The organism is Halosimplex rubrum, assembly GCF_013415885.1.
GTDB classification, from domain to species: Archaea; Halobacteriota; Halobacteria; order Halobacteriales; family Haloarculaceae; genus Halosimplex; species Halosimplex rubrum.
Genome location: NZ_CP058910.1, coordinates 2,517,583 through 2,541,341, shown reverse-complemented (window position 1 = coordinate 2,541,341; position 23,759 = coordinate 2,517,583). Strand labels below are relative to the sequence as shown.

Below are 23,759 nucleotides of genomic sequence, written 5' to 3'. Positions count from 1 at the left end.
GTTTTCGCGTTCCCGGTAGCCGCCGCTCGCGACGGTCGCGAGAGAGTCCGAGAGCGACAGGTAGAGTCGTACCGGGAGCGTGCGAACCCGTTCGAGCGGGGAGCGCGGCGGTCGGATCTCAGGGCGACGGCGCCGCTTTCTGGAGGGCGCTCTCGGCGATGTTGCCGCCGTAGTCGGCGGTCCGGGACAGGGAGTCGACGACGAGCCCGAGCGACTGGGCGAGTTCGGGGTCGTCGAGGTCGCGGATCACGTCGTCGACGTCGCGGGCGCGCTCGTCGATGTCGGGTAGGTCGGCGCGGGCGTCGGTCGCGAGCGCGACGGCCTCGTCGGGGTCGTCTTCGAGCAGCGCGTCCATCGCGGTCTCCGGCACGGTGACGGCCGCGGTCTGGAGGTCGCTCAGCACCTCGGCGACCGACTCGTTGACCGGGCCGATCTCCAGGGCGATGCTGGCGATCTTGGTCGCGTGGTCGGCGATCCGCTCCAGCTGGCGGGCGCTGGACTGGTAGTCGAAGACGGTCTCGCGGGGGAACCCGATCTCGGTGGCTGCGGCCGGGTTGCGCAGCACCGTCCGGAACACGCGCGAGACCATGTACCACAGGCGGTCGACGTCGTCGTCGCGCTCGATCACGTCGTGGGCGAGTTCGTCGTCGTCCTCCAGCAGCGCCGTCACCGCGTCCGAGAGCATCGTCAGCGAGACCAGCCGCATCCGGGTGATGGCGTTGTGGACCGACAGCTCCGAGGAGTCGAGCAGGTCCTGCAGGACGACCCGCTCGCCGGTCTCCTCGATGACCTCCAGGCCGACCAGTCCCTGCGTGGCCTCGCGGATGGTGCGGCGCTGGCCCGCGGTGACGCGGGGGGCCTCGAAGTTGATGACATCGAACCCGCTGACGTACATCGTCATGACCGCGCGCGTGAGCTGGTCGCCCTCTAGCCCGTCGATCTCTATCGACCCCTTCTCGCGCTCCTCCTCGCTTTTGGGCGAGAGCAGGAGGATGTCCTCCTCGGAGTGGAACTCAACGACGCTGCCCGCGCTCACGTCGTTCTCCGTCGCCCAATCCTTCGGCAGAGACACCGTGTACGTCGACCCGCCCGTGACCTGGACCTTGCGCGTCTCCATAGGGAGGGGTCGTCCGCACTGACCAATAAATCAATCCCTTTCTATATATTTACAGCTACATACCAGTATATTGCGGAACGTATCGGCCCGAATCGGCTCGCCTCCGGCGAATATCCACGACGAACTCTGATACGCGCGCGTTCCTACGGTCGGCTATATATCCATCAGTGGCCGGTATGGCGGACGTATCCGGCCGCTCGGTCGAGGTCGTCGGAAGGGCGCCGGTCCCCGGGTCGTGACGCGTCCGTCCGAGTCCTCCCAGGTGCCGGCGCCAACGAGGACGCGACCCGTTTTCGCGCGACCGCCGACGTAGGGGATGCCGAACGGTAGCGTTCGGCGCCCTCGTCCGGGATACGCTCGCCCTACCGGCGCCAGCTCGACTCGGATCGGTACGCATGCGTATGTATATCTATATAGTCGTAATAGTAGCGTATTTAGTTAATCTGGGGGCACTGATCAGGTAATGCGGGATAGACCTGTGACCCGCCGTGAAGTGCTGGCGGGCGCGGCGGGCGTCGCCGCGTCGCTGGGTGGCTGTATCAGTACGAGTCCTACACCGCCGGGACAGGCCGCGGGTGGGGCCGAGGGCGGCGGGAGTTCGGGGCTCGAACTGCTCAAGGCGGGCGGCTCGTCGACGCTGTTCCCGATGGTGCAACGGGCGGCGTCGTACTGGGCGTCGAACTACCCGCCGACCGACCGCGAGTACTGGGGCCCCGGACAGTACGACATCGAGACCGACCTGCGGCTGGCCGACTACTGGGGCAGCAAGTACGGCTTCGAGACCGACGGCGACGTGACGCCGCCCTTCGAGGTGAACGTCGGTCTCAGCCACTCCGGGACCGGCCTGGAGAAGCTCCGCGACGGGCAGATCGACATCGGGAACGCGAGCGCCTCGGCCAGCGCCGAGTTCCCCGACGCCTCCGAGGAGGAACTGTCGAGCTTCACGGAACACGTCATCGCCGTCGACGCCCAGCCCATCGTCGTGAGCACGGAAGTCTACGACGCGGGCGTGACGAAACTCACGGCCGAGCAGGTCCGCGGGATCTACACCGGCGAGATCACCCGGTGGTCGGAGATTCCGAACTACGACGGCCCCGAGAAAGAGATCCAGGCCGTCGGCCGGGCCGAGGGGTCGGGTACCGACACCGCGTTCCGGACGAACATGCTCGGCGACCCCAACGCCTCGATGGGCGGTGTCGACGCGCGGAAGGGACAGAACCAGCAGGTCAAGACCACCGTCTCGAACTCCAACAACGCCATCGCGTACATGGCGCTGGCGTTCACCGACGACTCGGTGCCCGCCATCGAGCTGGAGTTCGACGGGACCACGTACACGCCGGGCGAGAACCTCTCCGACCCCTCCTACCCGCTCGCCCGCGACCTCCACTGTTACACCTGGGAGGGGACCTCGGAGAAGGAGGCCGCGTTCCTCCGGATGATCCTCAGCGACTTCGGACAACAGAACTTCGTCGAGGTCGAGGGGTACTCGAAGCTCACGGCAGAGCGCCAGCAGGCGGAGTTCGAGAAGCTGCCGGAGCCCGAAGCATGAGCGTCGCGACGCGACTCGGCGGCCTGGACACCGAGACGAGCGTGATCGGCGGTGTCGGGACCGCCCTCGTCGCGGCCGCGATCCTCTCGTTTCTGGTCGCGCCCGCGCTGACGGGGCCCATCGCGGTCGTCTTCGCCGCCTTCGTCGTCGTGAGCTACCTCGTCGCCGAGGGGAGTACCGCCCGCTTTCTCCTCTTTCTGACGACCACCTCGACGGTGCTGATCCTCGGATTTATCACCGTCTATCTGGTCATCAACGCGCTCCCGGTGATCCGAGAGATGGGCCTGTACCTGCTCGTCGGCTCGGACCCGTTCTGGTCGACCGGGTCGAACGTCTACTCGCTCGTCCCGATGATGTGGGGGACGCTGGTGACGACGGTCATCGCGACGCTCGTCGCGGCGCCGCTGGGCGTCGCCGGCGCCGTCTTCATCAGCGAGATCGCCCCCTCGTGGGCGCGCGAGATCGTCAAACCCGCCGTCGAGATGCTGGCGGGCATCCCCTCGATCGTCTACGGGTTCATCGGCTTCACGCTCATCAACGAGTTCATGCAACAGGAGCTTTCCCTGCCGACGTTCGGGAGCCTCTTCGTCACCGGGCTCGTCATCGGGGTGATGGCCCTGCCGACGGTCGTCTCCGTCGCCGAGGACGCCATCGCGAGCGTCCCCGACCCGATGCGCGACGGCGCGCAGGCGCTGGGCGCGACGGACTGGCAGACGACGACCAGCGTGACGCTCCCGGCCGCCTTCTCCGGCATCTCCGCGGCCGTCCTGCTCGGCGTCGGCCGCGCCGTCGGGGAGACCATGGCCGCGACGGTCATCCTCGGGAACGTCACGAACCTGCCGGACCCGCTCATGGACGTGTTCGGCAACACGATCACGCTGACGAGCCTCATCGCCAGCCAGTACGGCGCCGCCAGCGGCCTCCAGTTCTCCGCGCTGTTCGCCGCCGGCGTCGTCCTGTTCGTCACCGTCATGGGCTTTTCCATCGGATCGCAGCTCATCGAGCGCCGGATGCGTCGGACCCTGGGAGGTGACGCATGAGCCTCGGGACTCCGAGCGATACCGCCGACGCGCTGGTCGCGGGGGACTCCTCGGCCCGCGAACTGGTCGGGGGCGGCCTGTCCGCGCTGTCGTTCGCCGCCTTCGTCGCGGGCCTGCTCGCGCTCTTCCAGTACGTTCCCGTCGACGCGACCCTCGGCGGCGTCACCGTCGCCACCGCGATCGGCGGGTCGCTGACCCTCGTGGGTGTCGGCGTCGTCGCCCTCGGCGCGGCCTCCTACGGCGGGGTCTTCGAGACCGAGCCCGGCCACACGGGCGGGGTCGCCTCCGCCGCGTTCCTCGGCCTCCTGTGGTTCGGCGTCGGCGGCCTCGTCGGCGCCCAGACGCTCGGGCTCTCGACGGTCTGGCCGGTCGTCGCGCTGGCCGCCGGCGGCCTCGGCGCCGGCGTCGCCCTGTTCGCCCGGGAGGACATCGGCGTCACGCTCTCGGCCGGGCTGTTCGTGCTCCTCGCCGGCCTCGTCGTCGTGACGGGCCTCGTCGGTCCCGGCTGGTCCTGGGACCCGACGGGCTTCTCGATCGTCGTGACCGGCGCGGTCGGCGTCCCGGTCGTCGCCCTGTTCGCCGGCCTCGTCGGCGCGTGGACGGCCGCTCGCGTCTACGGCGGCTTCGGCCCGCAGGGGCGACAGACCGGCGCGTACGTCCTCGTGACCACGAACGCCGCGGCGATGATCGCCCTGCTCGGCTCCATCGTCGGGTTCATCGCCGTTCGCGGGTTCGGCCCGATGACCGAGGGGGTCGAGTACGGCCTCTTCTGGGGACCCTGGACGTGGTTCAATCCGCCCCTGCTGGACTCGTGGGTGGTCGTCGAGGGACCGATCGTCTGGTTCTACTGGCCGTTCGTCATGGAGGGGTACAGCTCGCTCGGCGGCGGCATCGACGGGGTGCTCCCGGCCATCGTCGGGACCGTCTGGCTGGTCGTCGGCGCGGTCGCACTCGCGGTGCCGCTGGGCGTCGGCGCGGCCGTCTTCCTCACCGAGTACGCCGAACAGGGCCGGTTCACGGCGCTGGTCGAAGTCTCGACGAACAGTCTCTGGTCCACGCCGAGCATCGTCTACGGCCTGTTCGGCCTGGCGTTTTTCGTCCCGCGACTCGGCAACACCAACTCGATCCTCGCCGGGCAGCTCGTCCTCGGGTTCATGCTGCTGCCGCTGGTCGTCATCACCAGCCGGGAGTCGCTCAAGAGCGTCCCCGACGAGTACCGCGACGCCAGCGCCGCGCTGGGCGTCTCCAAGTGGGAGACCATCAAGAGCGTCGTCCTCCCGGCGTCGCTGCCGGGCGTCATCACCGGCGTCATCCTCGGCATCGGCCGCATCGCCGGCGAGACCGCGCCCATCCTGCTCGTCACGACCAGCTCCCCGTTCCCCTCGGAGGTCGCCGGCGTCATCGAGGGCGGCTTCCGGTTCACCTCGGCGTTCCCGTTCGTCGCGGTGCCCGACCTGAACCTCGTGCAGGCGTCGAGCGCGCTGCCCTACCAGCTGTTCGCGGTCATCGGCGCCGGGCTCGGGGAGAACCTCGACTTCGCGTGGGGCACGGCGCTGGTGCTGTTGCTCGTCGTCATGAGCTTCTACGCGGTCGGTATCGGCTCGCGGATCTACTTCAGGAGGAAACTCGACCAATGAGCGAAACGGACTTCACCCAGACCGACACCGACGAACCGACACCCGGAACCGACGCGGCCGCCGAGAGCGAGACCACGGCCGGCGAGACCGACGAGCGCGTTCGGGAAGAGTGGCGCGACTACTCCTTCGAGGGCGACGCGAAACTCGCCGTCGAAGACCTCGACGTGTACTACGGCGACGACCACGCGCTGCAGGGCGTCTCGATGGACATCCCCGAGGAGAGCGTCACCGCGCTCATCGGCCCCTCCGGCTGCGGCAAGTCGACGTTCCTCCGCTGCCTGAATCGGATGAACGACCGTATCAAGGCCGCGCGCATCGACGGCTCCGTCGAACTCGACGGCGAGGAGATCTACCAGGACGGCGTCGACCTCGTGGAACTGCGCAAGCGCGTCGGCATGGTGTTCCAGGCGCCCAATCCGTTCCCGAAGTCCATCCGCGACAACATCTCCTACGGCCCGCGCAAGCACGGCGATCTGGCCACCGGACTGGTCGCCCGCCTGCTCGGCCGCGACGACACCGACGAGGAGCGCGACCTCGTCGAGCAGTCGCTCCGGCAGGCGGCGCTGTGGGACGAGGTCGAGGACCGCCTCGACGACAACGCCCTCGGCCTGTCGGGCGGCCAGCAACAGCGGCTGTGTATCGCCCGCTGTCTCGCCGTCGGCCCCGACGTGATCCTCATGGACGAGCCGGCGTCGGCGCTCGACCCGGTCGCCACCTCGAAGATCGAGGACCTCATCGAGGAACTCGCGGACGACTACACGGTCGTCGTCGTCACCCACAGCATGCAGCAGGCGGCGCGCATCTCCGACCAGACGGCCGTCTTCCTCACCGGCGGCGAACTCGTCGAGTACGACGACACCGACAAGATCTTCGAGAACCCCGAGAGCCAGCGGGTCGAGGACTACATCACCGGGAAGTTCGGATAGCCGACCTCGCTTTCGGGTAGCCGACCTCGTTTTTCGCCGACCGGTACTGATAGGACCCTCGCCCCACGAACCTCTCGCACAGTGACGACGTACGAAGCGGTCGTCTTCGACCACGACGGCGTCCTCGTCGAGCTCACAGAGATGGACCTCCTGCGCAGGGCCGCCCGCGCGGCGTTCGACGATCACGGCGTCGCCGACCCGCCCGAGGCGTTCGTCGAGCACGCGACCCACGAGAACCTCGACGAGCTGGCGCGGATCGAGGACGACCTCGACCTCCCGCTGGCCGAGTACTGGGCCAGCCGCGAGGAACACGCGGTGGCCCACCAGTGCGACGCCGTCGAGTCGGGCGCCAAGCCGCTGTACGACGACGTGACCGCGCTGGCCGACCTCCCCCATCGGAAGGCCGTCGTCAGCAACAACCAACACGAGACCGTCCGGTTCGTCGTCGACCACTACGACCTGGGCGACCACTTCGAACACGTCGTCGGCCGCGACCCCACGCTCGACGGCGCCCGCCGCCGCAAGCCCGAGACGCACTACCTCGACGCCGCGCTCGACGAGCTGGGCACCCGAGAGGCGCTCTACGTCGGCGACTCGCCGAAGGACGTGGCGGTCGCCCACCGCGCTGGCGTCGACAGCGCCTTCCTCCGCCGGAGCCACCGGGCCGGCACCGTCCTCGACCGCGAGCCCACCTACGAGGTCGAGACGCTGACCGGGCTGGCCGAGACCCTCGCCGACTGACGGAGCCGCGGTGGCACCGCCGGATTCCGCCGGCGGGCCGGCAATTCGCGCGGATGACACAACTTACATTGCTCGCCCGGTGGTCCTATGCGGTATGCCACGCGAAGGATATCAGGAGAAGCTCGAAGCCCTGCGGGAGGACGTCCTCTACATGAGCGAGGTCGTCCTCGAACGCCTCCGGATGGGCCTGGACGCCCTGGAGACCAAAGACGAGGACATCGCCTGGGAGGTCATCGAGGGCGACGACGAGGTCAACCAGCTGTATCTCGAACTCGAACAGGACTGCATCGACCTGCTGGCGCTCCAGCAGCCCGTCGCCTCCGATCTCCGATTCATCGCCGCCTCGTTCAAGATCATCACCGACCTCGAACGCATCGCCGACCTCGCGACGAACTTCGGCGACTACACCCTCGAAGCCGAGCGCGACCTGTACCCCGACGTGGACATCCAGGAGATCGGGACGCTCGTCATCGAGATGGTCGAGGCCGCGATGGACGCCTACGACGAGGAGGACCCCGACGCCTGTGTCGCCATCTCCGAGCAGGACGACACCATCGACGAGCGCTGCGAGGCCGCCTCCGGCACCATCGTCCGCGACCTCATCGAGCGCGAGGTCGACGACGAGACCGGCGAGGAGGAGATCGAGCAGCTCATGGCCGACGTGTCGCGCCTGCTACTCACCGTCCGCGACCTCGAACGCGTCGGCGACCACGCCGTCAACATCGCCGCCCGCACCCTCTACATGGTCGAGAACGACGACGACCTGATCTACTAGAAGCCACTTTTCGAGCGGAGTGGTCCTCGCGGGCCACGGACGTCGCGGGACTCCTCGGTCGGAAGAGGGGTTGCACGACGATCCGAACACCGTCCGGGCCCCTGGGTTGATTGGGCGGGCGGCCCAAGACCCGGAACATGACGGACGATAGCGACCGCGCCCGGATGGTGGGGATCAACCACGTCGCCCTGTCGGTCGGTGACGCCGAGAAAGCCCGCGAGTTCTACGGTTCGGTGTTCGACTTCGAGGTCCGCGGCCGGACCGACTCGGCGGTGTTCCTCGACATGGGCGACCAGTTCCTCGCGCTCACCGAAGACGCGGACGCCCGGCGGACGACCGACGACCACCGGCACTTCGGGCTCGTCGTCGACGACGCCGACCTCGTCGAACGGCGCCTCGAAGCCGAGGGGGTCGAACGGATCGCCACGGCCGGCCTCGACTTCCGCGACCCGTGGGGTAACCGGATCCAGGTCGTGCAGTACGACGCGGTACAGTTCACGAAGGCCGAGGCCGTCCTCGACGGGATGGATCTGGACCTGGACAAGACCGAGTCGGCCCGCGCGGAACTCGCCGAGAAGGGGATGGCCCCCGAGTGAGGGGGCGCCCGAGGTCGCTCCGCCGCCCCGTCAAAGACCCGTTTGACCCACGACAAGACCCTTTCCCGTCTGGGACGGCGTTCCGGGTATGGAACGGACGCGACTGCTCGCCGCGCTCGTCGCTCTCGTGGCGTTCGGGGGCTGTCTCGCCGCGCCCGGTCCCGGCGACGGCGCGACGCCCAGCGACTCGACGGATCCGAGCGACACGCCCGCGACCGGCACACCCACCGATGCGCCGACCGACTCGCCGACGACGGGGACGCCTGGTTCGACCCCGACGACGGACACGCCGACGGAAGCCCCACCGAGCGTGTCGCCGACGCCGAGCGAACCGACCGAGGGGAACACGGTCGACTACTCGGACCTGGCCTCGGACTCGCAGGCGGCGTTCGACGACGCGCTCGACGGGCGGATCTCGTTCGTCCCCGACTCGCCGTACGTCGAAGGGACTCACACCGTCGAGGCGGCCGGCCCGTTTCGCGACCACGCGTTCGTCCGGAAGGGCGGGCAGCACTACCGGATCGACATCGCGATGGACGGCCGACTGTACGCCTCCTACGCCATCTACGCCGACCGCGCCTCGCCCGGCGAGAACGCCTCGGTGACCGCGTACGCGAACCTCTCCGCCGAGGTCCGCGACGAAGTCCGCTGGGCCGTCGAGAACGGCTCGCACGGCGTCCCGACGGGGAAGTGGGACTCGCTGCCGACGGAGCTCGGGGACACCACCTACGTCCGCTACGACGGCGAGACCTACCGGATGAGCTACGCCGTGGGCGACTACTGGGCCGAGACGATGACCGTCGAGCGCGTCGAGTCGTCCGCGTAGCCTCCCGTCGCCGATCCGAGTCCGGCGAATCCACGGCGTAGCGCCGCCCTGACTGTCGTGTTAGGCAGTGTATATGTACGAAAAACATTTACAATAGGTAGCCATTGGCACACCCATGGACGACTACTTCGACAGGAAGTCGGTGCGGGTGGTTGTGGTCGGTGTGGTGGCGATGGCGGCGATCGCCGTCGGGGCGGCGACCGTGGCGTCGGTGGTCGACACCGGCGCGGCTCCGGTCGATCCTGGCGGCGACAACGGGATCGGGGAGCCCGATACCCAGCCGGACCCGTCCGAGCCGTCGGACCCGACCCAGGGGCCACCCGAGGAGGGGACGCCGGTCGGGACGCCCGGACCGCCGGGTGAACAAAGAGATCTGAGCCGGTGCGTCCAGCCGCTCACGACGTGGTGGGGCGGGCTCGCCTACTTCGGCGTGTTCGCGGCGGCGGTCGGCCTGATCAAGCGCCGCTACACCTTCGGCGCCTCGCTGCTCGGGGTGTACGCGCTCGCGCCGCCCGTGTTGCTGTCGTACTTCCTCTCGACGGACTGCCCGACCGTCGGCGGACGGGGGGTCGGGCCGGGGAACATCACCGGTGACACCTTCCCGGGGGGCGGCAACGACCCGCTCGTCACGAACCTCCCCGCGGAGGCGGTGCTGGGCGTCTTCGGCGTCGTCCTCGTCGGCACCGCGGCGGCGCTGTACCGCGCGTCGGGCGGCGACACCATCTCCGAGATCGAGGAGCGCGACGCCGAGGCCGACGACGCCGACCAGTTCACCCCGCGGGACCTGGCGGCGGCGGCCGGTCGCGCGGCCGATCGGCTCGAAGAGCACAACGCCGACGTGGACAACGAGGTCTACCGCGCGTGGTGGGAGATGACGAGCATGCTCGACGTGCCCAACCCCGACAGCGCGACCCCCGGCGAGTTCGCCGACGCCGCCGTCGCCGCCGGCATGGGCGAGGACGACGTGGCCGAACTCACCAGGTTGTTCGAGGAGGTCCGCTACGGTCAGCGCGACGCGGTAAGTCGCGAGAAGGTCGCGCTGTCGGTGTTCCGCTCCATCGAGCACGCCTACGGTGGTGGATCTACGGTCGCGGACGACGCCGACGACGCGTCCGACGGCGGTGCGAGCTAGCGACCGATAGACCACCACTGGCAGTCGACGGAGACGACAGACGACGACCGCACTCGACGGCACGCGCTGAAAGCCCGCGCCCCGCTCGCTCTGAATTGCTACCACCACAGGAGACAGCAACCGCCCCGCACACCGACTGCAGACGGCCACGACCCTCCCCAGCCGATTCGCTCGCTCGCTGCGCTCACTCGCTCATCCACCGTCGGAGCAAGCTCCGACGAGCCTTCTCTCACGAGTTCGAGAAGACCTCGCGCGGCTACGGTCGCGCGCATGAAAGCGCGCTCCAGCACGCGCCGACAGCATCGCAACGTTTCCCACCGGCTTCGGCCCTCGGTGGCCCGCCACTCCCCTTTTGGCCGCGCGGCCCGAACGCGTCGTATGCGCCGGGCGCTCGTCGCGCTGCTCGTCGTTCTCGCCGGCTGTAGCGCGTTCGCGCCCGGAACGGACCGGCCGACGGTGACGCCGGCGCCGGTGCCGACCGACTCGCCGCTCCCGCCGGGCGTCGAGCCGAGCGGCGTCACCGACGCGTCGGCGCTCGCCGCCGCTCACGGGGCCGCGCTCGGGAACAGCAGCTACACGCTCGTCACGAACCGGACGGTCCGGACCGCGAACGGGTCGCTCAGGTCGGCGCTGACCGTCCGGCTCGCGCTGTCGAGCGGTCCCACCCGGGACTACCACGCGAGGGTGTCGGTCGACGGCCCGGCCGCGCCGCTCGTGATCGGCGAGCCGCCGACGCGGGCGGAGTACTGGGCGAACGACGAGGTGTATCTCCGCCGCCAGACCGTCGACGACCGGACGGTCTTCAGCCGCTACGACGACACCGACGCCTACGTCGGCACCTGGAGCTTCTGGCTCGGGACGGTCGCGCTCGACCTCGGCCCGGAGACCGACCTGCGGTCGACCCTCGGAGGGTTCGAGACGCGAGTCGCCGACCGCTCGCCCGCGGGCGAGCGCGTCCACCTCGTCGGGACGGCCGCCCGGTCCGACGAGTTCGTCGACGACCCGGCCGAGGTCGAAAGCGTCGAGAACGCGACGCTGCACGCGTTCGTCGCCGGGTCGGGGTTCGTCCGGTCGTACCACGTCGTCTACGACGCGACCCTCGACGACGGGGAACGCGTCCGCGTCAGGCGGAGCGTCCGGTTCGAACGCGTCGGGACGACGACCGTCGACCGGCCGCCGTGGCACGACGAGGCGATGAGCGAGGGGTGAGAAACGGCGGGTGCGCGGTCGCCGACCGCTCCGCACCGGCGAACCAGTTCGGGGCCGGTCGTTTCCGACAGCCGGACGAACTCGGGGTATGAGCGACAGAGCCGCGGCCCTGTCGGCGCTCGCGGACCGGGTGGCCGCCCGCGACGGCGTCGCCGACGCCTGGACGGCCAAGAGCTTCACCGACCGCCTGTTCGTCGTCGAAGTCCCGCCGGACGGACGGCTCCCCGACGCGGTTCGCGAGACGCTGCACGACCGCGACCTGCGGGAGGCCGACGAGGTCTACGGGATGGAGGGGGCGGACGACGGCGACTTCGCCGGCGACCTGACCGACGGGCGTCGTTACCGGTTCGTCGACGTGCGCTCGCGCGGCGAGATGCAGTCGTACGTCGTCGAGTGACGGGGAGCAGAGCGGGGACGGGGCGGCGAGACCGCCGGCGCCCGTTCGCGACGTCTGACAGGGGTGTGGTGCGGATCCGGGTCGGGGTCGGGGTGTCGGCGCCGAGAGGCGGTCAGCCCTCGTAGCCGGCGTACTCCATGAGCTGGGAGAAGATGTCCGAATCCATGGCGTCGCGGTAGACGATGGCGCCGACCATGCCGCCGGGGTAGGAGTTGCCGTTCATGGCGTGGAACACCTTGTGGCAGTGCATGAGGTAGATGCCGGGGTCGGCGTCGGCCTCGAACTCGATCGTCTTCCGCTCGGCGGGCGCGATGTTGAGCACGTCCTGCTTGTACCGGGCCGCCTCGGGGACCACCGAGCCGTCCTTCTCGACGACCTCGAAGCGGTGGTTGTGCGTGTGCATCGGGTGCATCATGTACCCGTTGTTGGCGAAGTGGATGCGGACGGTGTCGCCCTGCTCGACGATGACGGGCGAGCCGTCCTCGGGGTGGAGCGTCCGGGGCGCGGACTTGCCGTTGATGGTGAAGACGTTGGGGTCGCGCTGACGCGGCGAGTAGGACACGTCCATCCCGGCCATCTGCTTGTTGAGGTCGTTGTCCCACTCCTTCATGGTCATGAACAGCTCCTGGTCGGCCTCCTCGTAGCCCTTCGGGTCGACGCGCAGGAAGCCGTACATCCCCATGTCGATGTGGCGGTGAGTCTGGTAGTGGCAGTGATAGAGGTGCGTGCCGGGGACGTTCGCGGGGATCTCGTAGGTGTGTTTCTCGCCCGGCGGGACGGTGATACCGGTCGTCGTCGGGACGCCGTCGTTCTCCCAAGTCTTGCGCTGGCCGTGGAAGTGGACGGTGTGGGGGCGCTTGCCGTCCGTGTTGTCCAGCGTCACTTCCATGTCCTCGCCCTCGGTCGTCCGGAGGATCGGGCCCGGAACGGAGGGCTCGCGGTCGTCGGCCTGGAACGCCCAGGTGGCCGGCAGGTCGACGGGGCCGCCCATGTTCTCCAGCGGGTGGACCTCGTGGTAGGAGGGGACGCTGGAGAGCGTGACCTGATTCCCTTGCTCGTCGACGTTGACGACCTGCGGCGGGGAGGTCTTCGGGAGGTCCGCGGGGTTGGTCGTCTGGGCGGCCGTGGCCCCGCCCTGTGACTCCACCTCGGAGACGGTGACGCCGCTCTCTTCCGCGGGGGCGGCCTGACAGCCCGAGAGGGCCATGAAGCCGGTCGTGCCGGCGGCGGCTTTGGCGAACTCGCGACGCGACATGTCCGTTCCGGGCGCACCGATGTTGTCGGTCATACTCACTTCGGAGTTGGCAGTGGTACCATAAAGGCCGGCAAGGGGATTCCCACGGTCTGAAAACTGCCCCCAGCATCGGGGGTCGATGGGGTATACGGTCGCCCGAACCGGTTCGCCGACCCCCCGTCGCGGACGAACGTGTTCGCCTCGGTCGGCCGCCGGTCGAGCGCGCGCGGTTCGGGTGGACGACCGGACGGTCGCAGACAGCGTTTTTGAGGCTGGCCCGTGGAGGTAGTGGCATGTACGACGCGATCCTCTTGCCGACGGACGGCAGCGACGCGGCGGAGACGGCCCTCGACACGGCCGTCGCCGCGGCCGCGGCTCACGACGCGACGCTGCACGTGCTGTACGTCGCCGACACGAACCAGCCGAGCCTGTCGAACGTCCAGGGGCAGGTCACGGACGTGCTGGAGGGCGAGGGCCGCGACATCGTCGAGGAAGCGGGCGCCCGCGCCCGCAACGCGGGCGTCGAGACGGTCGAGGAAGTGGTTCAGGGCGGCCCGTCGCGGACCATCTGCGACTACGTCGACGACCGGGGGATCGACCTGGTGGTGATGGGCACCCGGGGGAGCCGCGACATCGAGCGGATCATCCTCGGGAGCGTCACCGAGCGAGTCGTCCGCAACGGCAGCGCCCCGGTGTTGGTCGTCCCGCCCGAGAGCGACCGCGAGTACCCGCCCGAGAGCGACCGCGAGTACCCGCCCGAGTCGGTGCTCGTCGGCAGCGACGGCAGCGACGGCTCCGGAGCGGCCGTCGACGAGGGGCTGGGGATCGCCGAAGCGACCGGCGCGACCCTCCACCTGGTCTCGGTCCTCGAATCGAACGTGCTGGGCATCGACCTGGGCTCGTCGCAGATCGAGGAAGCTCGCGAGCAGCGCGACGAGGAACTGTTCGCCCCGGTCAGAGAGCGGGCCGCCGACCGCGGCGTCGCCGTCGAGACCGCGGTCGAGGAGGGCGATGTGGTCGAGACGCTGAACGAGTACGTCGACGAACACGGGGTCGACCTGCTCGTGGTCGGCACGCACGGCCGGACGGGCCTCGACAAGCGCATCCTCGGGAGCGTCACCGAGAACCTGATGCGCTCCGTCTCGGTGCCGGTGCTGTCCGTGCGTGCGTCCGAGGCGTGAATCGGTGGGCCGCCGACCGGGCGCTCGCGACCGCGGAGAGACCCGGTGTTTGGCCGCGCATGGAAAGCGATTTAGCCGGCCGGGAGCGACCCACCGGTAATGAGTCTCTCCGACAGCGACCACGACCTGGTGGTCGAGGAACTGGGGCGGGAGCCGACCCGCGCCGAGGCCGCGCTCTTCGAGAACCTCTGGAGCGAGCACTGCGCGTATCGCTCCTCGTGGCCGCTCCTCTCCGCCTTCGACAGCGAGGGCGACCAGGTCGTCGTCGGCCCCGGCGACGACGCCGGTGTCGTCTCCATCCCCTCGGACGGCGAGGAGACCTACATCACGATGGGTATCGAGAGCCACAACCACCCCTCCTACGTCGACCCGTTCGACGGCGCGGCGACGGGTGTCGGCGGCATCGTCCGCGACACGCTCTCGATGGGCGCCTACCCCATCGCGCTCGCGGACTCCCTCTATTTCGGCGACTTCGACCGCGAGCACTCCCGCTATCTCTTCGAGGGCGTCGTCGAGGGCATCTCCCACTACGGCAACTGCATCGGCGTCCCGACGGTGACGGGCTCGACCGCGTTCCACGACGACTACGAGGGCAACCCCCTCGTCAACGTCGCCTGCGTCGGGCTCATCGACGACCCCGACCGGCTCGTCACCGCCGAGGCCCAGCACCCGGGGAACAAGCTCGTCCTCGTCGGCAACTCGACCGGTCGTGACGGCCTGGGCGGGGCGTCGTTCGCGAGCGAGGACCTCGCCGAGGACGCCGAGACCGAGGACCGCCCCGCGGTCCAGGTCGGCGACCCCTACACGGAGAAGCTCCTGATCGAGGCCAACGAGGCGCTGATCGACGAGGACCTGATCGAGTCGGCCCGCGATCTGGGCGCGGCGGGGCTGGGCGGCGCGTCCTCCGAGATGGTCGCCAAGGGCGGCCTCGGTGCGAACATCGAGCTGACGAACGTCCACGAGCGCGAGCCCAACATGAACGCGATGGAGTACCTGCTCGCCGAGAGCCAGGAGCGGATGTGCTACGAGGTCCGCCCGGAGAACGTCGACCGGGTGCGGGAGATCGCCGACCGCTACGACCTCGGGGCGTCCGTCATCGGCGAGGTCACCGAGGGCAACTACGTCTGCACCTTCGAGGGTGAGACGGTCGTCGACGCGCCCGCCGAGTTCCTCGGCGACGGCGCGCCGTACAACGACCTGCCCGCCGAGGAACCGACGGAACAGCCCCGGGACCTCCCCGAGGGCGTCGACCTCGACGAGGCGTTCGAGGCCGTCGTCGGGAGCCCGAACACCGCCTCGAAGGAGTGGGTGTATCGGCAGTACGACCACGAGGTGCAGGTCCGCACGGCGACGCCGCCGGGCGACGACGCCGCGGTGATGGCGGTCCGCGAGGCCGGGACGGGGCTGGCGTTCTCCTCGGGCGCCGACCCCAACTGGACGACGGCCGCGCCCTACGAGGGCGCCCGCGCGGTCGCGCTGGAGAACGCGACCAACGTCGCCGCGAAGGGCGCGACCCCCCACGCCGCAGTCGACTGTCTCAACGGCGGCAACCCCGAGAAACCGGACGTGTACGGCGGGTTCAAGGGGATCGTCGACGGACTCGCCGAGATGTGCCGGACGCTCGACGTGCCCGTCCTCGGCGGGAACGTCTCGCTGTACAACGATTCGGTCGCCGGCCCGATCCCGCCGACGCCGACGCTCGCGCTCGTCGGCGTCAAGGACGGCTACGACGCGCCGCCGGCGGCGCTGGCCGGCGAGGGCGACCTCCTGCTGGTCGGCGCGCGCTCGCTGGAGGGCGACGCCGAGGCCCGCCTGGGCGGGTCGGAGTACCTCGCGCAGTTCGGCGGCACCGACCGCTTCCCGGCGTCGCTCGACGAGCCCGACGCGTTCGTCGACACGCTCGTCGACGTGGCGAACGACGACGCGACGCTCGCGACTCACGACGCGAGTCACGGCGGTCTCGCGGTGACGCTCGCCGAGATGATCTCGGAGGAAGCCGGTGCCAGCGTCGACCTCGACGCCCCGACGAAGGGGTCGCCCGCGGCGCTGCTGTTCGGCGAACAGGCCGGACGCGTCGTGATCGAGACGACCGACGCGAGCGCGGTCCGCGAGGCATTCGACGGCGTCGCACCCGTCTACGACCTCGGGAGCGCCGACGACTCCGGAACGCTCGACGTGGCGCTGGCCGACGGCGACCTGTCCTACGACGCCGCCGAGATCGCGGGCCTGCGCGACGTGATCGACCGGGAACTGGACTGACGACGGGGCGATAGTCGCTCGAAGGCCGGGTTCGGCGGGCGGGTCAGACCCGCTCGACCTTGACGCCGCCGCAGTTCCCGCAAGTGCGGATGTTCATCGACGGGTTCTCGAAGTACTCCTTCCCGCAGCTCTGGCAGACGTGACTCGGTCCCACCGACTTCCGGCCAACTGCCTCCCGACCCGTCGCCGATCCGTCCGCGCTATCCCCTCCGTCGCCGAACAGTCGGGTGATTCGTTTCAGTAGTGGCATCGGTATTCCTCACCGAAACGTCGGTCGGCGACGGGAATAGGTGTTCGTGCAGTTACGTGTCGGAGTGTGTGTCAGGGAGTGTCTCGTTACGGGTTCGAAGCGTGTGCGTGCGAGACGACCGCGACAGATCGCCACGGAGACGGACCAGATCGGCCGTCGCGACGAACGCAGTCAGTCGGACGAGTCAGGCCAGCCCCGCGAGGACGGTCACCGCTACGTCTCCCGTGCCGTCCGGGAGGACGTAGTAGGGGGCGAGCCGTATGGCGACGCCATGGACCGCGTAGACGACCGTCGGTGCCCAGACCGTCCGCGCGCGCTCGAAGGCGACCGCGGCGATGCCGACGGCGACGGTGTAGCTGACGGCGAGGGGTCCCGGCTCGGTGCCGAGAAGCGCGAATCCGGCGACCGCGGCGACGGCGCCCAGCGCCGCGGCCGCGCCGGCGGCCGCGAGCGTCGACCGACGGCGCCCCGAGAGCGCGTCCCGTTCGTCCCAGAAACGTCCGTACGCGAGGGAGGCCGCCAGTGCGACCGCGACGCCGAGTACCATCGCTGCGAGGACGACGAGCCAGCGGACGGGAGCCGGGACCGGGCCGAGGACCGTCGAGAGCGCGACCGGGCCGGCGGCGATCGCCCAGTCGACCCCGACAGCCAGCAGCGTGACGGCACCGGCCGCGGCGGCCGCCGACCGGTTGCGACGGAGCGCGGTCTGGACGGCGCCGTTGAACAGGAGCGCCGTCCCGACGGCCGTGATCGTCACGGGGACGACGGTCGTCAGGAGGAACGACGGGACGGCGGGCGCCGATCCGTACCGGAACGCGGCGAACGCCCCGTCCGGCCACCCGAGGAGCGACGCGCCGACGGTCGCGAGCGCGGCGCTCGCAGCGACGGCAGCCACTGCGAGCCCCGTCACGGCCCACCCGTCACGGGTCGGGGGAATCGTCGGGATGTCGAGGTCGGCGACGCGCGCGTACCCGACCGCGAGGAGGCCGACGGCGGCCAGATATCCGGTCGACCTGACGACCGGCAGGGCCGAGACGCCGAGGTCCAGGCGGTCGAACGCGACGTAGACGGCGACGACGACCAGCGGGGTCGCGGCCAGGCCCGCCTGGGCCAGTTCGTCCCTGCCGAGTCGCTCCTCGCGTCCGGCCGCGAACGCGGCGTAAACGGCACCGATCCCGGCGAGTGCGACGGCGCTGTACGAGAGTGTCACCACCGCCGGCACCCTGAGGAGACCCGTCTCCGACGGGAGCGTCCCGGCGACGTAGCCGACGCCGAACCTGGCGAGGACGAGGCCGGCCAGTAGCGCGACGAGTGTGGCGAACCCGGCGGCCGTCGGACCGTCGGCCGAGGGCGACCGCTGGAGGGACCTGCGCATGGTCGCGAGTAGTCAACCGTCCGTCATAAACTTGGGGCCGACGCTCCGGCGGTGTTCGTCGCCCCGCACCCCCGAGGAACGCCTACGCCGTCCCGCCGATCTCGGCGAGCGCGTCGTCGATCGAAGCTCGGATTACCGTGTCGAACGGAGTTCGGGTATGCGACGCCGGGACGTACTCGCGACGGTCGCCGGCGCCACCGCCGTCGGTGTCGCCGGCTGTGCCGGGTCGGAGGCGGAGACGCCGCGGGCGTTCCGCGTCTCGAGCCCGGCGATAGACCCAGACGAACAGTTACCGGCGCGGTTCACCTGCACCGGCGAGGGCGTCTCGCCGCCGTTCGTCGTCGAGAGCGCCCCGGAACCGACCGCGGGGTTCGCGGTGACGGCGTCGTTCAACCAGGGGCCGATCACCGACCGGACCTTCTGGACGCTGTGGAACGTGCCGACCGACCGCGACCGGATCCCCGCCGCCCTCCCGAGCGAGCCGGTCGTCGAGTCGCTCGGCGGAGCGCGACAGGGCCGGCCCGAGGGCGGCGAGGCGGGCTACATCCCGCCCTGCCCGCCGAGGGGGGAACCGTTCACCTACCGCTTTCAGGTGTACGCGCTCTCGGAACGACCGTCCGTCGAGGGCGGAACGACCCACGACACCGCGAGCGAGGCGATCGGCAACGCCGTCCTCGCGAGCCGTCGGTTCTCCGTCGGCTACACCCGCCCGTCGTCCGGTCCGAGTGCGGAAACCGCGTCGGACCGCTGATATCGGGCGCCGGTCCGCGTCGCAGCCCGACTTAGACCAGCGCGAGCGGGAGGACGAACGTGAGGGCGATGCCGACGAGGGCGACGGCGATACCGACGCCCACGTCGCGGCCGGTGTAGTCGCTCTGGGGCGCCGTCGAGCGTAGCGGCGGCTCCCCCGCCGGGAGGTCCTTGTTCGCGGGGTCGTAGTCCGGGCGGTCCTCGTGTCCGTGCGCCGCGTCCTCGTGTTCGTCGACCATGGGCGGGGATTCTTCCGGGGGCCACCTTAGCGTGTCGGAACGGACCGGCTCGACGAGTCGCCCCGTCGTCGCTCGCGCGGCGGCCGTGTCGACCCGGGTCCCCGAGCCCGGTCAGTACGTCTCCCGGAGGTGGCGCACGGTCAGCTCGTCTTCCAGTTCCGCCTCGACGAGCGCGTCGCGGCGGCCGTCGTAAGCGTCGAAGGCGAGCGTCCGCTCCTCGCCGGGCGCCAGGTGGAAGAAGTCGTCCGAGAACGCGCCGGGCATCGTCCCCGGGTCGAGCTCGACGAACAGCGCCGCCGTCTCGGCCGCGACCGTCACCGCCGCGCCGTCGACCTCGACGTCGAGGTCCGTCTCCGGGAGTGCGAGGCGCTTGTAGTCCGCGAAAAAGGCGGTCGCCGGATACGAGCCGGGAACGGTTTCGCCGTCCCCGTCTTCCTCGAACGCCGCGCGGACCATGACTTCGCTGGGGTCGACGCTCTCGGGCAGGTCCGCCCGGTCGACGGTCGCCAGTTCGGCGCTCTCGTGGGCGTCGACGTCGACGGCGACCGTCTCCTCGTGGACGACCTCGCCGTCGAAGGTGTGGACCGCCAGACCGACCTCGCCCGACAGCGGCTCGGTCTCGTCGTTGGTGACCCACAGCGTCTGGGCGGTCACGTCGCCCCAGTCGACATCCTCGGGGTCCTCGGCCTGGGCGTTGTCGACGCCGTCGCGGCCCTCGAAGGAGGGATGAAAGGACAGCAGGACCGGCGCGAACTGTCGGCGGGCGGCGTACTGCTGGGCCTTCCACTTGCCGTCGTACTCGACCGAGGCCCACGACGCGACCGGCCACAGGTCGTTGAGCTGCCAGTACAGCGCGCCCATGGTCGTCGGCTTACGGCGGCGCCAGTGCTCGATGGCCGTCGACATCGCCTCGGCCTGCAGCAACTGTGAGAGGTAGACGAAGTCGTCGAAGTCGAAGGGGAAGCGGAAGTAGTCGGCCATCCGGCGGAGGATGGTCGTGTTGCCGCCGGGGTTGCGCTGGTGGTGCTCCATCATCGGCGAGGTGGGGTTGAAGTCGGCCTCGTCGAGGACGGTTCGCAGCGAGTCTGTCGAGGGGAACGACTGGTAGCCGAACTCGGAGACGAACCGCGGGTTCGTGGTGAGATAATCCTCGAAGGGCTGGCCCTTGTGCCACACGTCCCAGTAGTGGATGTCGCCCGTCTCGAAGACGTACGGTTCGAGTTCGTCCGGGCCGCTGGAGGGGGACCCGGGCCAGTACGTGCGCGAGGGGTCCTCCTCGCGGCAGGCCGGCGCGACCGTCTCCTCGTAGAGTCTCCGGTAGTCGTCGAGGTGGTCCTCGTGGTGGTCGTGCTCGACGAACCAGTTCTGGGCGGCCTCCTCGTTCTCGTTGTTAGCGCACCAGAGGGCGAGAGAGGGGTGGTTGGCGAGGCGGCGCACCTGGTAGCGGACCTCGTCTTCGACGGTGTCGAGAAAGTCGTCGTCCGCGGGGTGGAGCGAGCAGGAGAACATGAAGTCCTGCCAGACGAGCAGGCCGTACTCGTCGCACAGGTCGTAGAAAGCCTCCTTCTCGTAGTAGCCGCCGCCCCAGACCCGGAGCATGTTCATGTTGGCGTCAGCGGCGCTGCGGATCAGGTGTTCGTAGCGCTCCTCGGTCACGTCGCCGTACAGCGGCGCGGTCGGGATGGTGTTGGCCCCCTTGGCGTACACCGGTTCGCCGTTGACCTCGAAGGAGAACGACGTCCCGACGTCGTCCGGTTCGACGACGAGATCGACCTCGCGGAAGCCGACGCGGTCGGTGACCTCGTGGGCGTCGCGGCCGTCGCCGACCCGCACCGAGAGGTCGTACAGCGGCTGGTCGCCGTAGCCGTTGGGCCACCACAGATCGACCGAGCCCTCGTCGACCGCGACCGTAGTCTCGATCTCCTGTTGGCCCGCGTCGAGGTCGACCGATTCCGTGACGGCGGCGTCGGCCACGTCGACGCGAAGCTCGTAGGTGCCGGCGCTCGGGGCGTCGATACCGGCGCGGACGGTCAGGTCGATCCCCTCGCCGGCGTGGTCCTGTTCGGTCTTGGTGTAGCGCACGCGCGGTTCGGAGTAGGCGACGATCGAGATGTCGCGGTAGATGCCCATCGTCGGGAGGCAGGGGCCCCAGTCCCAGCCGTAGTGACACTGGGCCTTCCGGACGAAGGGACGGCCGGGCTGGTCGACGGGGTAGCGGATGCAGGGCACCTCGTAGGGGTATTCGGCGGCGCGCTCCTGACCGTATTCGACCGGCGAGCGGAAGGCGACGGCGATTTCGTTCTCGCCCGGTTCGAGAGCGTCGCTCACGTCGAACTCGTGGCCGACGTGCATGTTGACGGAGCTACCGACTTCCCGCCCGTTGATCGAGACCGTAGCGACGGTGTCGAGGCCGTCGCACTGCAGGAGGAGCCGGTCGTGGTCGAGCAGACGCTCGTCGACCGAGAACGTGCGCCGGTAGGTCCAGTCGGATTTTCCGACCCACTGCACGTCGAGTTCGTTGTCCTCGACGAGGGGATCGGGGATCGCGCCGGCGTTCAGGAGGTCCGTGTAGACGCCGCCGGGCACCGCGCCGGTGCGCCACTCGTCGCCGTCTCGCCGTCGAAACTGCCACTCGCCAGCGAGTGAACGTTTTCGCATAGTCGCGGTGGTCACCGCCAGCAGTAAAACCTACCGTCCCCGGAAGGGCGGACCGGCGTCTCCGGAGTCGCCGGACGCGGCTGGGCCCCGGAGAGCGGATACCTTTTGCCACTCGCTCACGGAGACGTAGGTATCAATGGGACTGACGAAGCGGATCATCCCCTGTATCGACGTCGACCTCGACGACGAGGGGAACGCGGCGGTCTACACCGGGGTGAACTTCGAGGACCTGGCCTACACGGGCGACCCCGTGGAGATGGCCAAGAAGTACAACGAGGCGGGCGCCGACGAGTTCGTCTTCCTCGACATCACGGCCAGCGCCGAGGGCCGGGAGACGATGCTCGACACCGTCTCGCAGGTCGCCGACGAGGTGTTCATCCCCCTCACCGTCGGTGGCGGGATCCGCACCCGCGAAGACGTCAAGGAGACGCTGCGGGCGGGCGCGGACAAGGTGTCGATCAACACCGGCGCGCTGGAGCGGCCGGAACTCATCACCGAGGGCGCCCGCGCGTTCGGCAACCAGTGTATCGTCATCAGCGTCGACGCGCGCCGCCGCTTCGACGAGGCGGGCGAGCACTACGTCGAGGTCGACGGCGAGTCCTGCTGGTTCGAGTGTACGGTCAAAGGCGGCCGCGAGGGCACCGGCACGGACGTGGTATCGTGGGCCGAGGAAGCGGAAGAGCGCGGGGCGGGCGAGCTGTTCGTCAACTCCATCGACGCCGACGGGACGAAAGACGGCTACGACATCCCGCTGACGAGGGCGGTCTGCGACGCCGTCTCGACGCCCGTCATCGCGTCGTCGGGCTGTGGCGGTCCCGAAGACGCCTACGAGGTGTTCACCGACGCCGGCGCGGACGCGGCGCTGGCGGCGTCGATCTTCCACTTCGACGAGTTCTCGATCGACGAGGTCAAGCGCTACCTGGACGACCGCGACGTGCCCGTCCGACTGTGAGATGAGCGGGGGCGACAGTCCGGACGGCGAGGCCACCGGCGGGTCCGGGGGCGGCGGCTCGGCCAAGTGGCGCTGCGCGTGGTGCGACAAGCCCCACGACCGCAACGACCCGCCCTGCGACAACTGCGGCCACCACAAGTTCGAGAAGGCCGTCGTCCCGGTCGCGCCCGAGGACCCCGACCACGAGCGCGAACCCGTGTGGGTCTGCCCGGAGTGTGGCCGGGTCCACCAGAAGAACTCGCCGCCGTGTAGCCGCTGTGGCAACCCCTCGCTCGAGCGGCGGGTCCCCGACGAGTCCGACTACGACGAGGAACTGGCGGGGACCTCCTATCTCGACCTGCTGAACGCCCGGTACGTCGTCGGGCTGGCGTTCGCGCTAGTCGCCGGGACCGTCCTCGTGCTCGCGCTGCTGGGCGTCGTCACGCTCCCGGGGATGGACAGCGTTCCGGGCAGCGCCGGGGAGTACCGCGGCGTCGACCTCGACGAAACGGAGACGGCGTTCGTCGCCGGACTGAACGACCGGCGGACCGAGGCGGGACTGGGCGAGTACGAGAGCGACGAGAACGTGGCGGACGCGGCCCGCCTCTACAACCAGGGGTGGGTGAGCGAGGTCGCGGGGACGGGCTCGATACCGAGCGGCGAGCGGCTGGGCCGGGCTCTCGACGGGACCTGCGGCGAGCGGGTCGAACGGATCACGCCGCTCTCCCGGTCGTTCGACGAGGGCGAACCCGCGCTCGGTTCGCCCGACGCCCTGGCCGCCGCGCTGGTCGACGGCTACGCCGCCGAGACCGGCGAGTTCGCCGAACCCGAGGAGAACCTGGTTGGCGTCGACGTACACGCCGGTCCGGACGGGAGCGTCTACGCGACCGTGTTGGTCTGTTGAGCGGCCGAGCGGCGGGAAGTAACGAGTCCGGCG

Annotated in this window: 22 protein-coding genes; 16 read left to right on the top strand and 6 right to left on the bottom strand. The window is 69.8% G+C overall.

Annotation, left to right across the window (positions count from 1 at the left end):
- Positions 1-118: 118 nt before the first annotated feature.
- Positions 119-1,117 carry a phosphate signaling complex PhoU family protein gene (locus HZS55_RS12600; protein ID WP_179908012.1) on the bottom strand — a complete coding sequence of 333 codons (999 nt, stop codon included), beginning with the start codon at positions 1,115-1,117 and terminating at the stop codon, positions 119-121.
- A gap of 463 nt (positions 1,118-1,580) precedes the next feature.
- On the opposite strand from HZS55_RS12600, the gene HZS55_RS12595 reads away from it, so the two are divergent.
- From HZS55_RS12595 to HZS55_RS12545, 11 genes are all read left to right on the top strand, one after another.
- Positions 1,581-2,666: a PstS family phosphate ABC transporter substrate-binding protein gene (locus tag HZS55_RS12595; RefSeq protein ID WP_179908011.1), complete on the top strand. Its 1,086-nt coding sequence runs from the start codon at positions 1,581-1,583 to the stop codon at positions 2,664-2,666.
- Positions 2,663-3,706 (top strand): phosphate ABC transporter permease subunit PstC, encoded by a 1,044-nt coding sequence (gene pstC / locus HZS55_RS12590; protein ID WP_179908010.1) that lies wholly within the window; start codon positions 2,663-2,665, stop codon positions 3,704-3,706. The genes HZS55_RS12595 and pstC overlap by 4 nt, the downstream gene beginning before the upstream one ends.
- Complete coding sequence (gene pstA / locus HZS55_RS12585; protein WP_179908009.1) at positions 3,703-5,343, top strand: phosphate ABC transporter permease PstA; 1,641 nt, start codon at positions 3,703-3,705, stop codon at positions 5,341-5,343. The genes pstC and pstA overlap by 4 nt, the downstream gene beginning before the upstream one ends.
- Positions 5,340-6,269 (top strand): phosphate ABC transporter ATP-binding protein PstB, encoded by a 930-nt coding sequence (gene pstB / locus HZS55_RS12580; protein WP_179908008.1) that lies wholly within the window; start codon positions 5,340-5,342, stop codon positions 6,267-6,269. The genes pstA and pstB overlap by 4 nt, the downstream gene beginning before the upstream one ends.
- Before the next feature lie 81 nt (positions 6,270-6,350).
- On the top strand, positions 6,351-7,010 hold the full coding sequence (locus HZS55_RS12575; RefSeq protein WP_179908007.1) for an HAD family hydrolase: 660 nt from the start codon (positions 6,351-6,353) through the stop codon (positions 7,008-7,010).
- A gap of 94 nt (positions 7,011-7,104) precedes the next feature.
- Positions 7,105-7,785, top strand: coding sequence for a phosphate signaling complex protein PhoU (gene phoU, locus HZS55_RS12570; RefSeq protein WP_179908006.1), 681 nt, complete (start codon positions 7,105-7,107; stop codon positions 7,783-7,785).
- 137 nt (positions 7,786-7,922) lie between these two features.
- The gene (locus HZS55_RS12565) at positions 7,923-8,381 is read left to right on the top strand and encodes a VOC family protein (RefSeq protein ID WP_179908005.1); all 459 of its coding nucleotides are present in this window, start codon (positions 7,923-7,925) and stop codon (positions 8,379-8,381) included.
- A gap of 88 nt (positions 8,382-8,469) precedes the next feature.
- Entirely contained in the window at positions 8,470-9,207 is a 738-nt protein-coding gene (locus HZS55_RS12560) for a hypothetical protein (RefSeq protein ID WP_179908004.1), read from the top strand.
- 115 nt (positions 9,208-9,322) lie between these two features.
- On the top strand, positions 9,323-10,339 hold the full coding sequence (locus tag HZS55_RS12555; RefSeq protein ID WP_179908003.1) for a DUF4129 domain-containing protein: 1,017 nt from the start codon (positions 9,323-9,325) through the stop codon (positions 10,337-10,339).
- Positions 10,340-10,717: 378 nt separating this feature from the next.
- Positions 10,718-11,548, top strand: a complete 831-nt coding sequence (locus HZS55_RS12550) for a DUF7537 family lipoprotein (protein WP_179908002.1) — start codon at positions 10,718-10,720, stop codon at positions 11,546-11,548.
- 88 nt (positions 11,549-11,636) lie between these two features.
- Entirely contained in the window at positions 11,637-11,945 is a 309-nt protein-coding gene (locus HZS55_RS12545) for a hypothetical protein (protein ID WP_179908001.1), read from the top strand.
- Between the two features lie 112 nt (positions 11,946-12,057).
- Here HZS55_RS12545 and HZS55_RS12540 read toward each other — a convergent pair whose 3' ends face one another.
- Positions 12,058-13,233: a multicopper oxidase domain-containing protein gene (locus HZS55_RS12540; RefSeq protein ID WP_179908000.1), complete on the bottom strand. Its 1,176-nt coding sequence runs from the start codon at positions 13,231-13,233 to the stop codon at positions 12,058-12,060.
- A gap of 239 nt (positions 13,234-13,472) precedes the next feature.
- On the opposite strand from HZS55_RS12540, the gene HZS55_RS12535 reads away from it, so the two are divergent.
- Together HZS55_RS12535 and purL are read left to right on the top strand one after the other, a co-directional pair.
- Positions 13,473-14,360 (top strand): universal stress protein, encoded by an 888-nt coding sequence (locus HZS55_RS12535; protein ID WP_179907999.1) that lies wholly within the window; start codon positions 13,473-13,475, stop codon positions 14,358-14,360.
- A gap of 99 nt (positions 14,361-14,459) precedes the next feature.
- Entirely contained in the window at positions 14,460-16,619 is a 2,160-nt protein-coding gene (gene purL, locus HZS55_RS12530; protein WP_179907998.1) for a phosphoribosylformylglycinamidine synthase subunit PurL, read from the top strand.
- Positions 16,620-16,662: 43 nt separating this feature from the next.
- Here purL and HZS55_RS12525 read toward each other — a convergent pair whose 3' ends face one another.
- Both HZS55_RS12525 and HZS55_RS12520 read right to left on the bottom strand, forming a co-directional pair.
- Entirely contained in the window at positions 16,663-16,869 is a 207-nt protein-coding gene (locus tag HZS55_RS12525; RefSeq protein WP_179907997.1) for a hypothetical protein, read from the bottom strand.
- 184 nt (positions 16,870-17,053) lie between these two features.
- Positions 17,054-18,244 (bottom strand): hypothetical protein, encoded by a 1,191-nt coding sequence (locus HZS55_RS12520; RefSeq protein ID WP_179907996.1) that lies wholly within the window; start codon positions 18,242-18,244, stop codon positions 17,054-17,056.
- 157 nt (positions 18,245-18,401) lie between these two features.
- Between HZS55_RS12520 and HZS55_RS12515 the strand changes: the two genes are divergently transcribed.
- Positions 18,402-18,995 (top strand): YbhB/YbcL family Raf kinase inhibitor-like protein, encoded by a 594-nt coding sequence (locus HZS55_RS12515; protein WP_179907995.1) that lies wholly within the window; start codon positions 18,402-18,404, stop codon positions 18,993-18,995.
- Between the two features lie 31 nt (positions 18,996-19,026).
- Here the strand turns inward: HZS55_RS12515 and HZS55_RS12510 are convergent, their stop codons facing one another.
- Positions 19,027-19,233: a DUF7550 family protein gene (locus HZS55_RS12510; RefSeq protein WP_179907994.1), complete on the bottom strand. Its 207-nt coding sequence runs from the start codon at positions 19,231-19,233 to the stop codon at positions 19,027-19,029.
- Between the two features lie 111 nt (positions 19,234-19,344).
- Positions 19,345-21,891: a beta-mannosidase gene (locus HZS55_RS12505; RefSeq protein ID WP_179907993.1), complete on the bottom strand. Its 2,547-nt coding sequence runs from the start codon at positions 21,889-21,891 to the stop codon at positions 19,345-19,347.
- A gap of 136 nt (positions 21,892-22,027) precedes the next feature.
- Between HZS55_RS12505 and hisF the strand changes: the two genes are divergently transcribed.
- Positions 22,028-22,843 (top strand): imidazole glycerol phosphate synthase subunit HisF, encoded by an 816-nt coding sequence (gene hisF, locus HZS55_RS12500; RefSeq protein ID WP_179907992.1) that lies wholly within the window; start codon positions 22,028-22,030, stop codon positions 22,841-22,843.
- A gap of 1 nt (position 22,844) precedes the next feature.
- Complete coding sequence (locus tag HZS55_RS12495) at positions 22,845-23,726, top strand: hypothetical protein (protein ID WP_179907991.1); 882 nt, start codon at positions 22,845-22,847, stop codon at positions 23,724-23,726.
- Positions 23,727-23,759 lie beyond the last annotated feature (33 nt).

Excerpts from the sequence above, each read along its gene's own strand:
- HZS55_RS12600 (WP_179908012.1), bottom strand. The coding sequence starts at position 1,117 with ATGGAGACGCGCAAGGTCCAGGTCACGGGCGGGTCGACGTACACGGTG.
- HZS55_RS12595 (WP_179908011.1), top strand. The coding sequence starts at position 1,581 with ATGCGGGATAGACCTGTGACCCGCCGTGAAGTGCTGGCGGGCGCGGCG.
- pstC (WP_179908010.1), top strand. The coding sequence starts at position 2,663 with ATGAGCGTCGCGACGCGACTCGGCGGCCTGGACACCGAGACGAGCGTG.
- pstA (WP_179908009.1), top strand. The coding sequence starts at position 3,703 with ATGAGCCTCGGGACTCCGAGCGATACCGCCGACGCGCTGGTCGCGGGG.
- pstB (WP_179908008.1), top strand. The coding sequence starts at position 5,340 with ATGAGCGAAACGGACTTCACCCAGACCGACACCGACGAACCGACACCC.
- phoU (WP_179908006.1), top strand. The coding sequence starts at position 7,105 with ATGCCACGCGAAGGATATCAGGAGAAGCTCGAAGCCCTGCGGGAGGAC.
- HZS55_RS12565 (WP_179908005.1), top strand. The coding sequence starts at position 7,923 with ATGACGGACGATAGCGACCGCGCCCGGATGGTGGGGATCAACCACGTC.
- HZS55_RS12560 (WP_179908004.1), top strand. The coding sequence starts at position 8,470 with ATGGAACGGACGCGACTGCTCGCCGCGCTCGTCGCTCTCGTGGCGTTC.
- HZS55_RS12555 (WP_179908003.1), top strand. The coding sequence starts at position 9,323 with ATGGACGACTACTTCGACAGGAAGTCGGTGCGGGTGGTTGTGGTCGGT.
- HZS55_RS12550 (WP_179908002.1), top strand. The coding sequence starts at position 10,718 with ATGCGCCGGGCGCTCGTCGCGCTGCTCGTCGTTCTCGCCGGCTGTAGC.
- HZS55_RS12545 (WP_179908001.1), top strand. The coding sequence starts at position 11,637 with ATGAGCGACAGAGCCGCGGCCCTGTCGGCGCTCGCGGACCGGGTGGCC.
- HZS55_RS12540 (WP_179908000.1), bottom strand. The coding sequence starts at position 13,233 with ATGACCGACAACATCGGTGCGCCCGGAACGGACATGTCGCGTCGCGAG.
- HZS55_RS12535 (WP_179907999.1), top strand. The coding sequence starts at position 13,473 with ATGTACGACGCGATCCTCTTGCCGACGGACGGCAGCGACGCGGCGGAG.
- purL (WP_179907998.1), top strand. The coding sequence starts at position 14,460 with ATGAGTCTCTCCGACAGCGACCACGACCTGGTGGTCGAGGAACTGGGG.
- HZS55_RS12525 (WP_179907997.1), bottom strand. The coding sequence starts at position 16,869 with ATGCCACTACTGAAACGAATCACCCGACTGTTCGGCGACGGAGGGGAT.
- HZS55_RS12520 (WP_179907996.1), bottom strand. The coding sequence starts at position 18,244 with ATGCGCAGGTCCCTCCAGCGGTCGCCCTCGGCCGACGGTCCGACGGCC.
- HZS55_RS12515 (WP_179907995.1), top strand. The coding sequence starts at position 18,402 with ATGCGACGCCGGGACGTACTCGCGACGGTCGCCGGCGCCACCGCCGTC.
- HZS55_RS12510 (WP_179907994.1), bottom strand. The coding sequence starts at position 19,233 with ATGGTCGACGAACACGAGGACGCGGCGCACGGACACGAGGACCGCCCG.
- HZS55_RS12505 (WP_179907993.1), bottom strand. The coding sequence starts at position 21,891 with ATGCGAAAACGTTCACTCGCTGGCGAGTGGCAGTTTCGACGGCGAGAC.
- hisF (WP_179907992.1), top strand. The coding sequence starts at position 22,028 with ATGGGACTGACGAAGCGGATCATCCCCTGTATCGACGTCGACCTCGAC.
- HZS55_RS12495 (WP_179907991.1), top strand. The coding sequence starts at position 22,845 with ATGAGCGGGGGCGACAGTCCGGACGGCGAGGCCACCGGCGGGTCCGGG.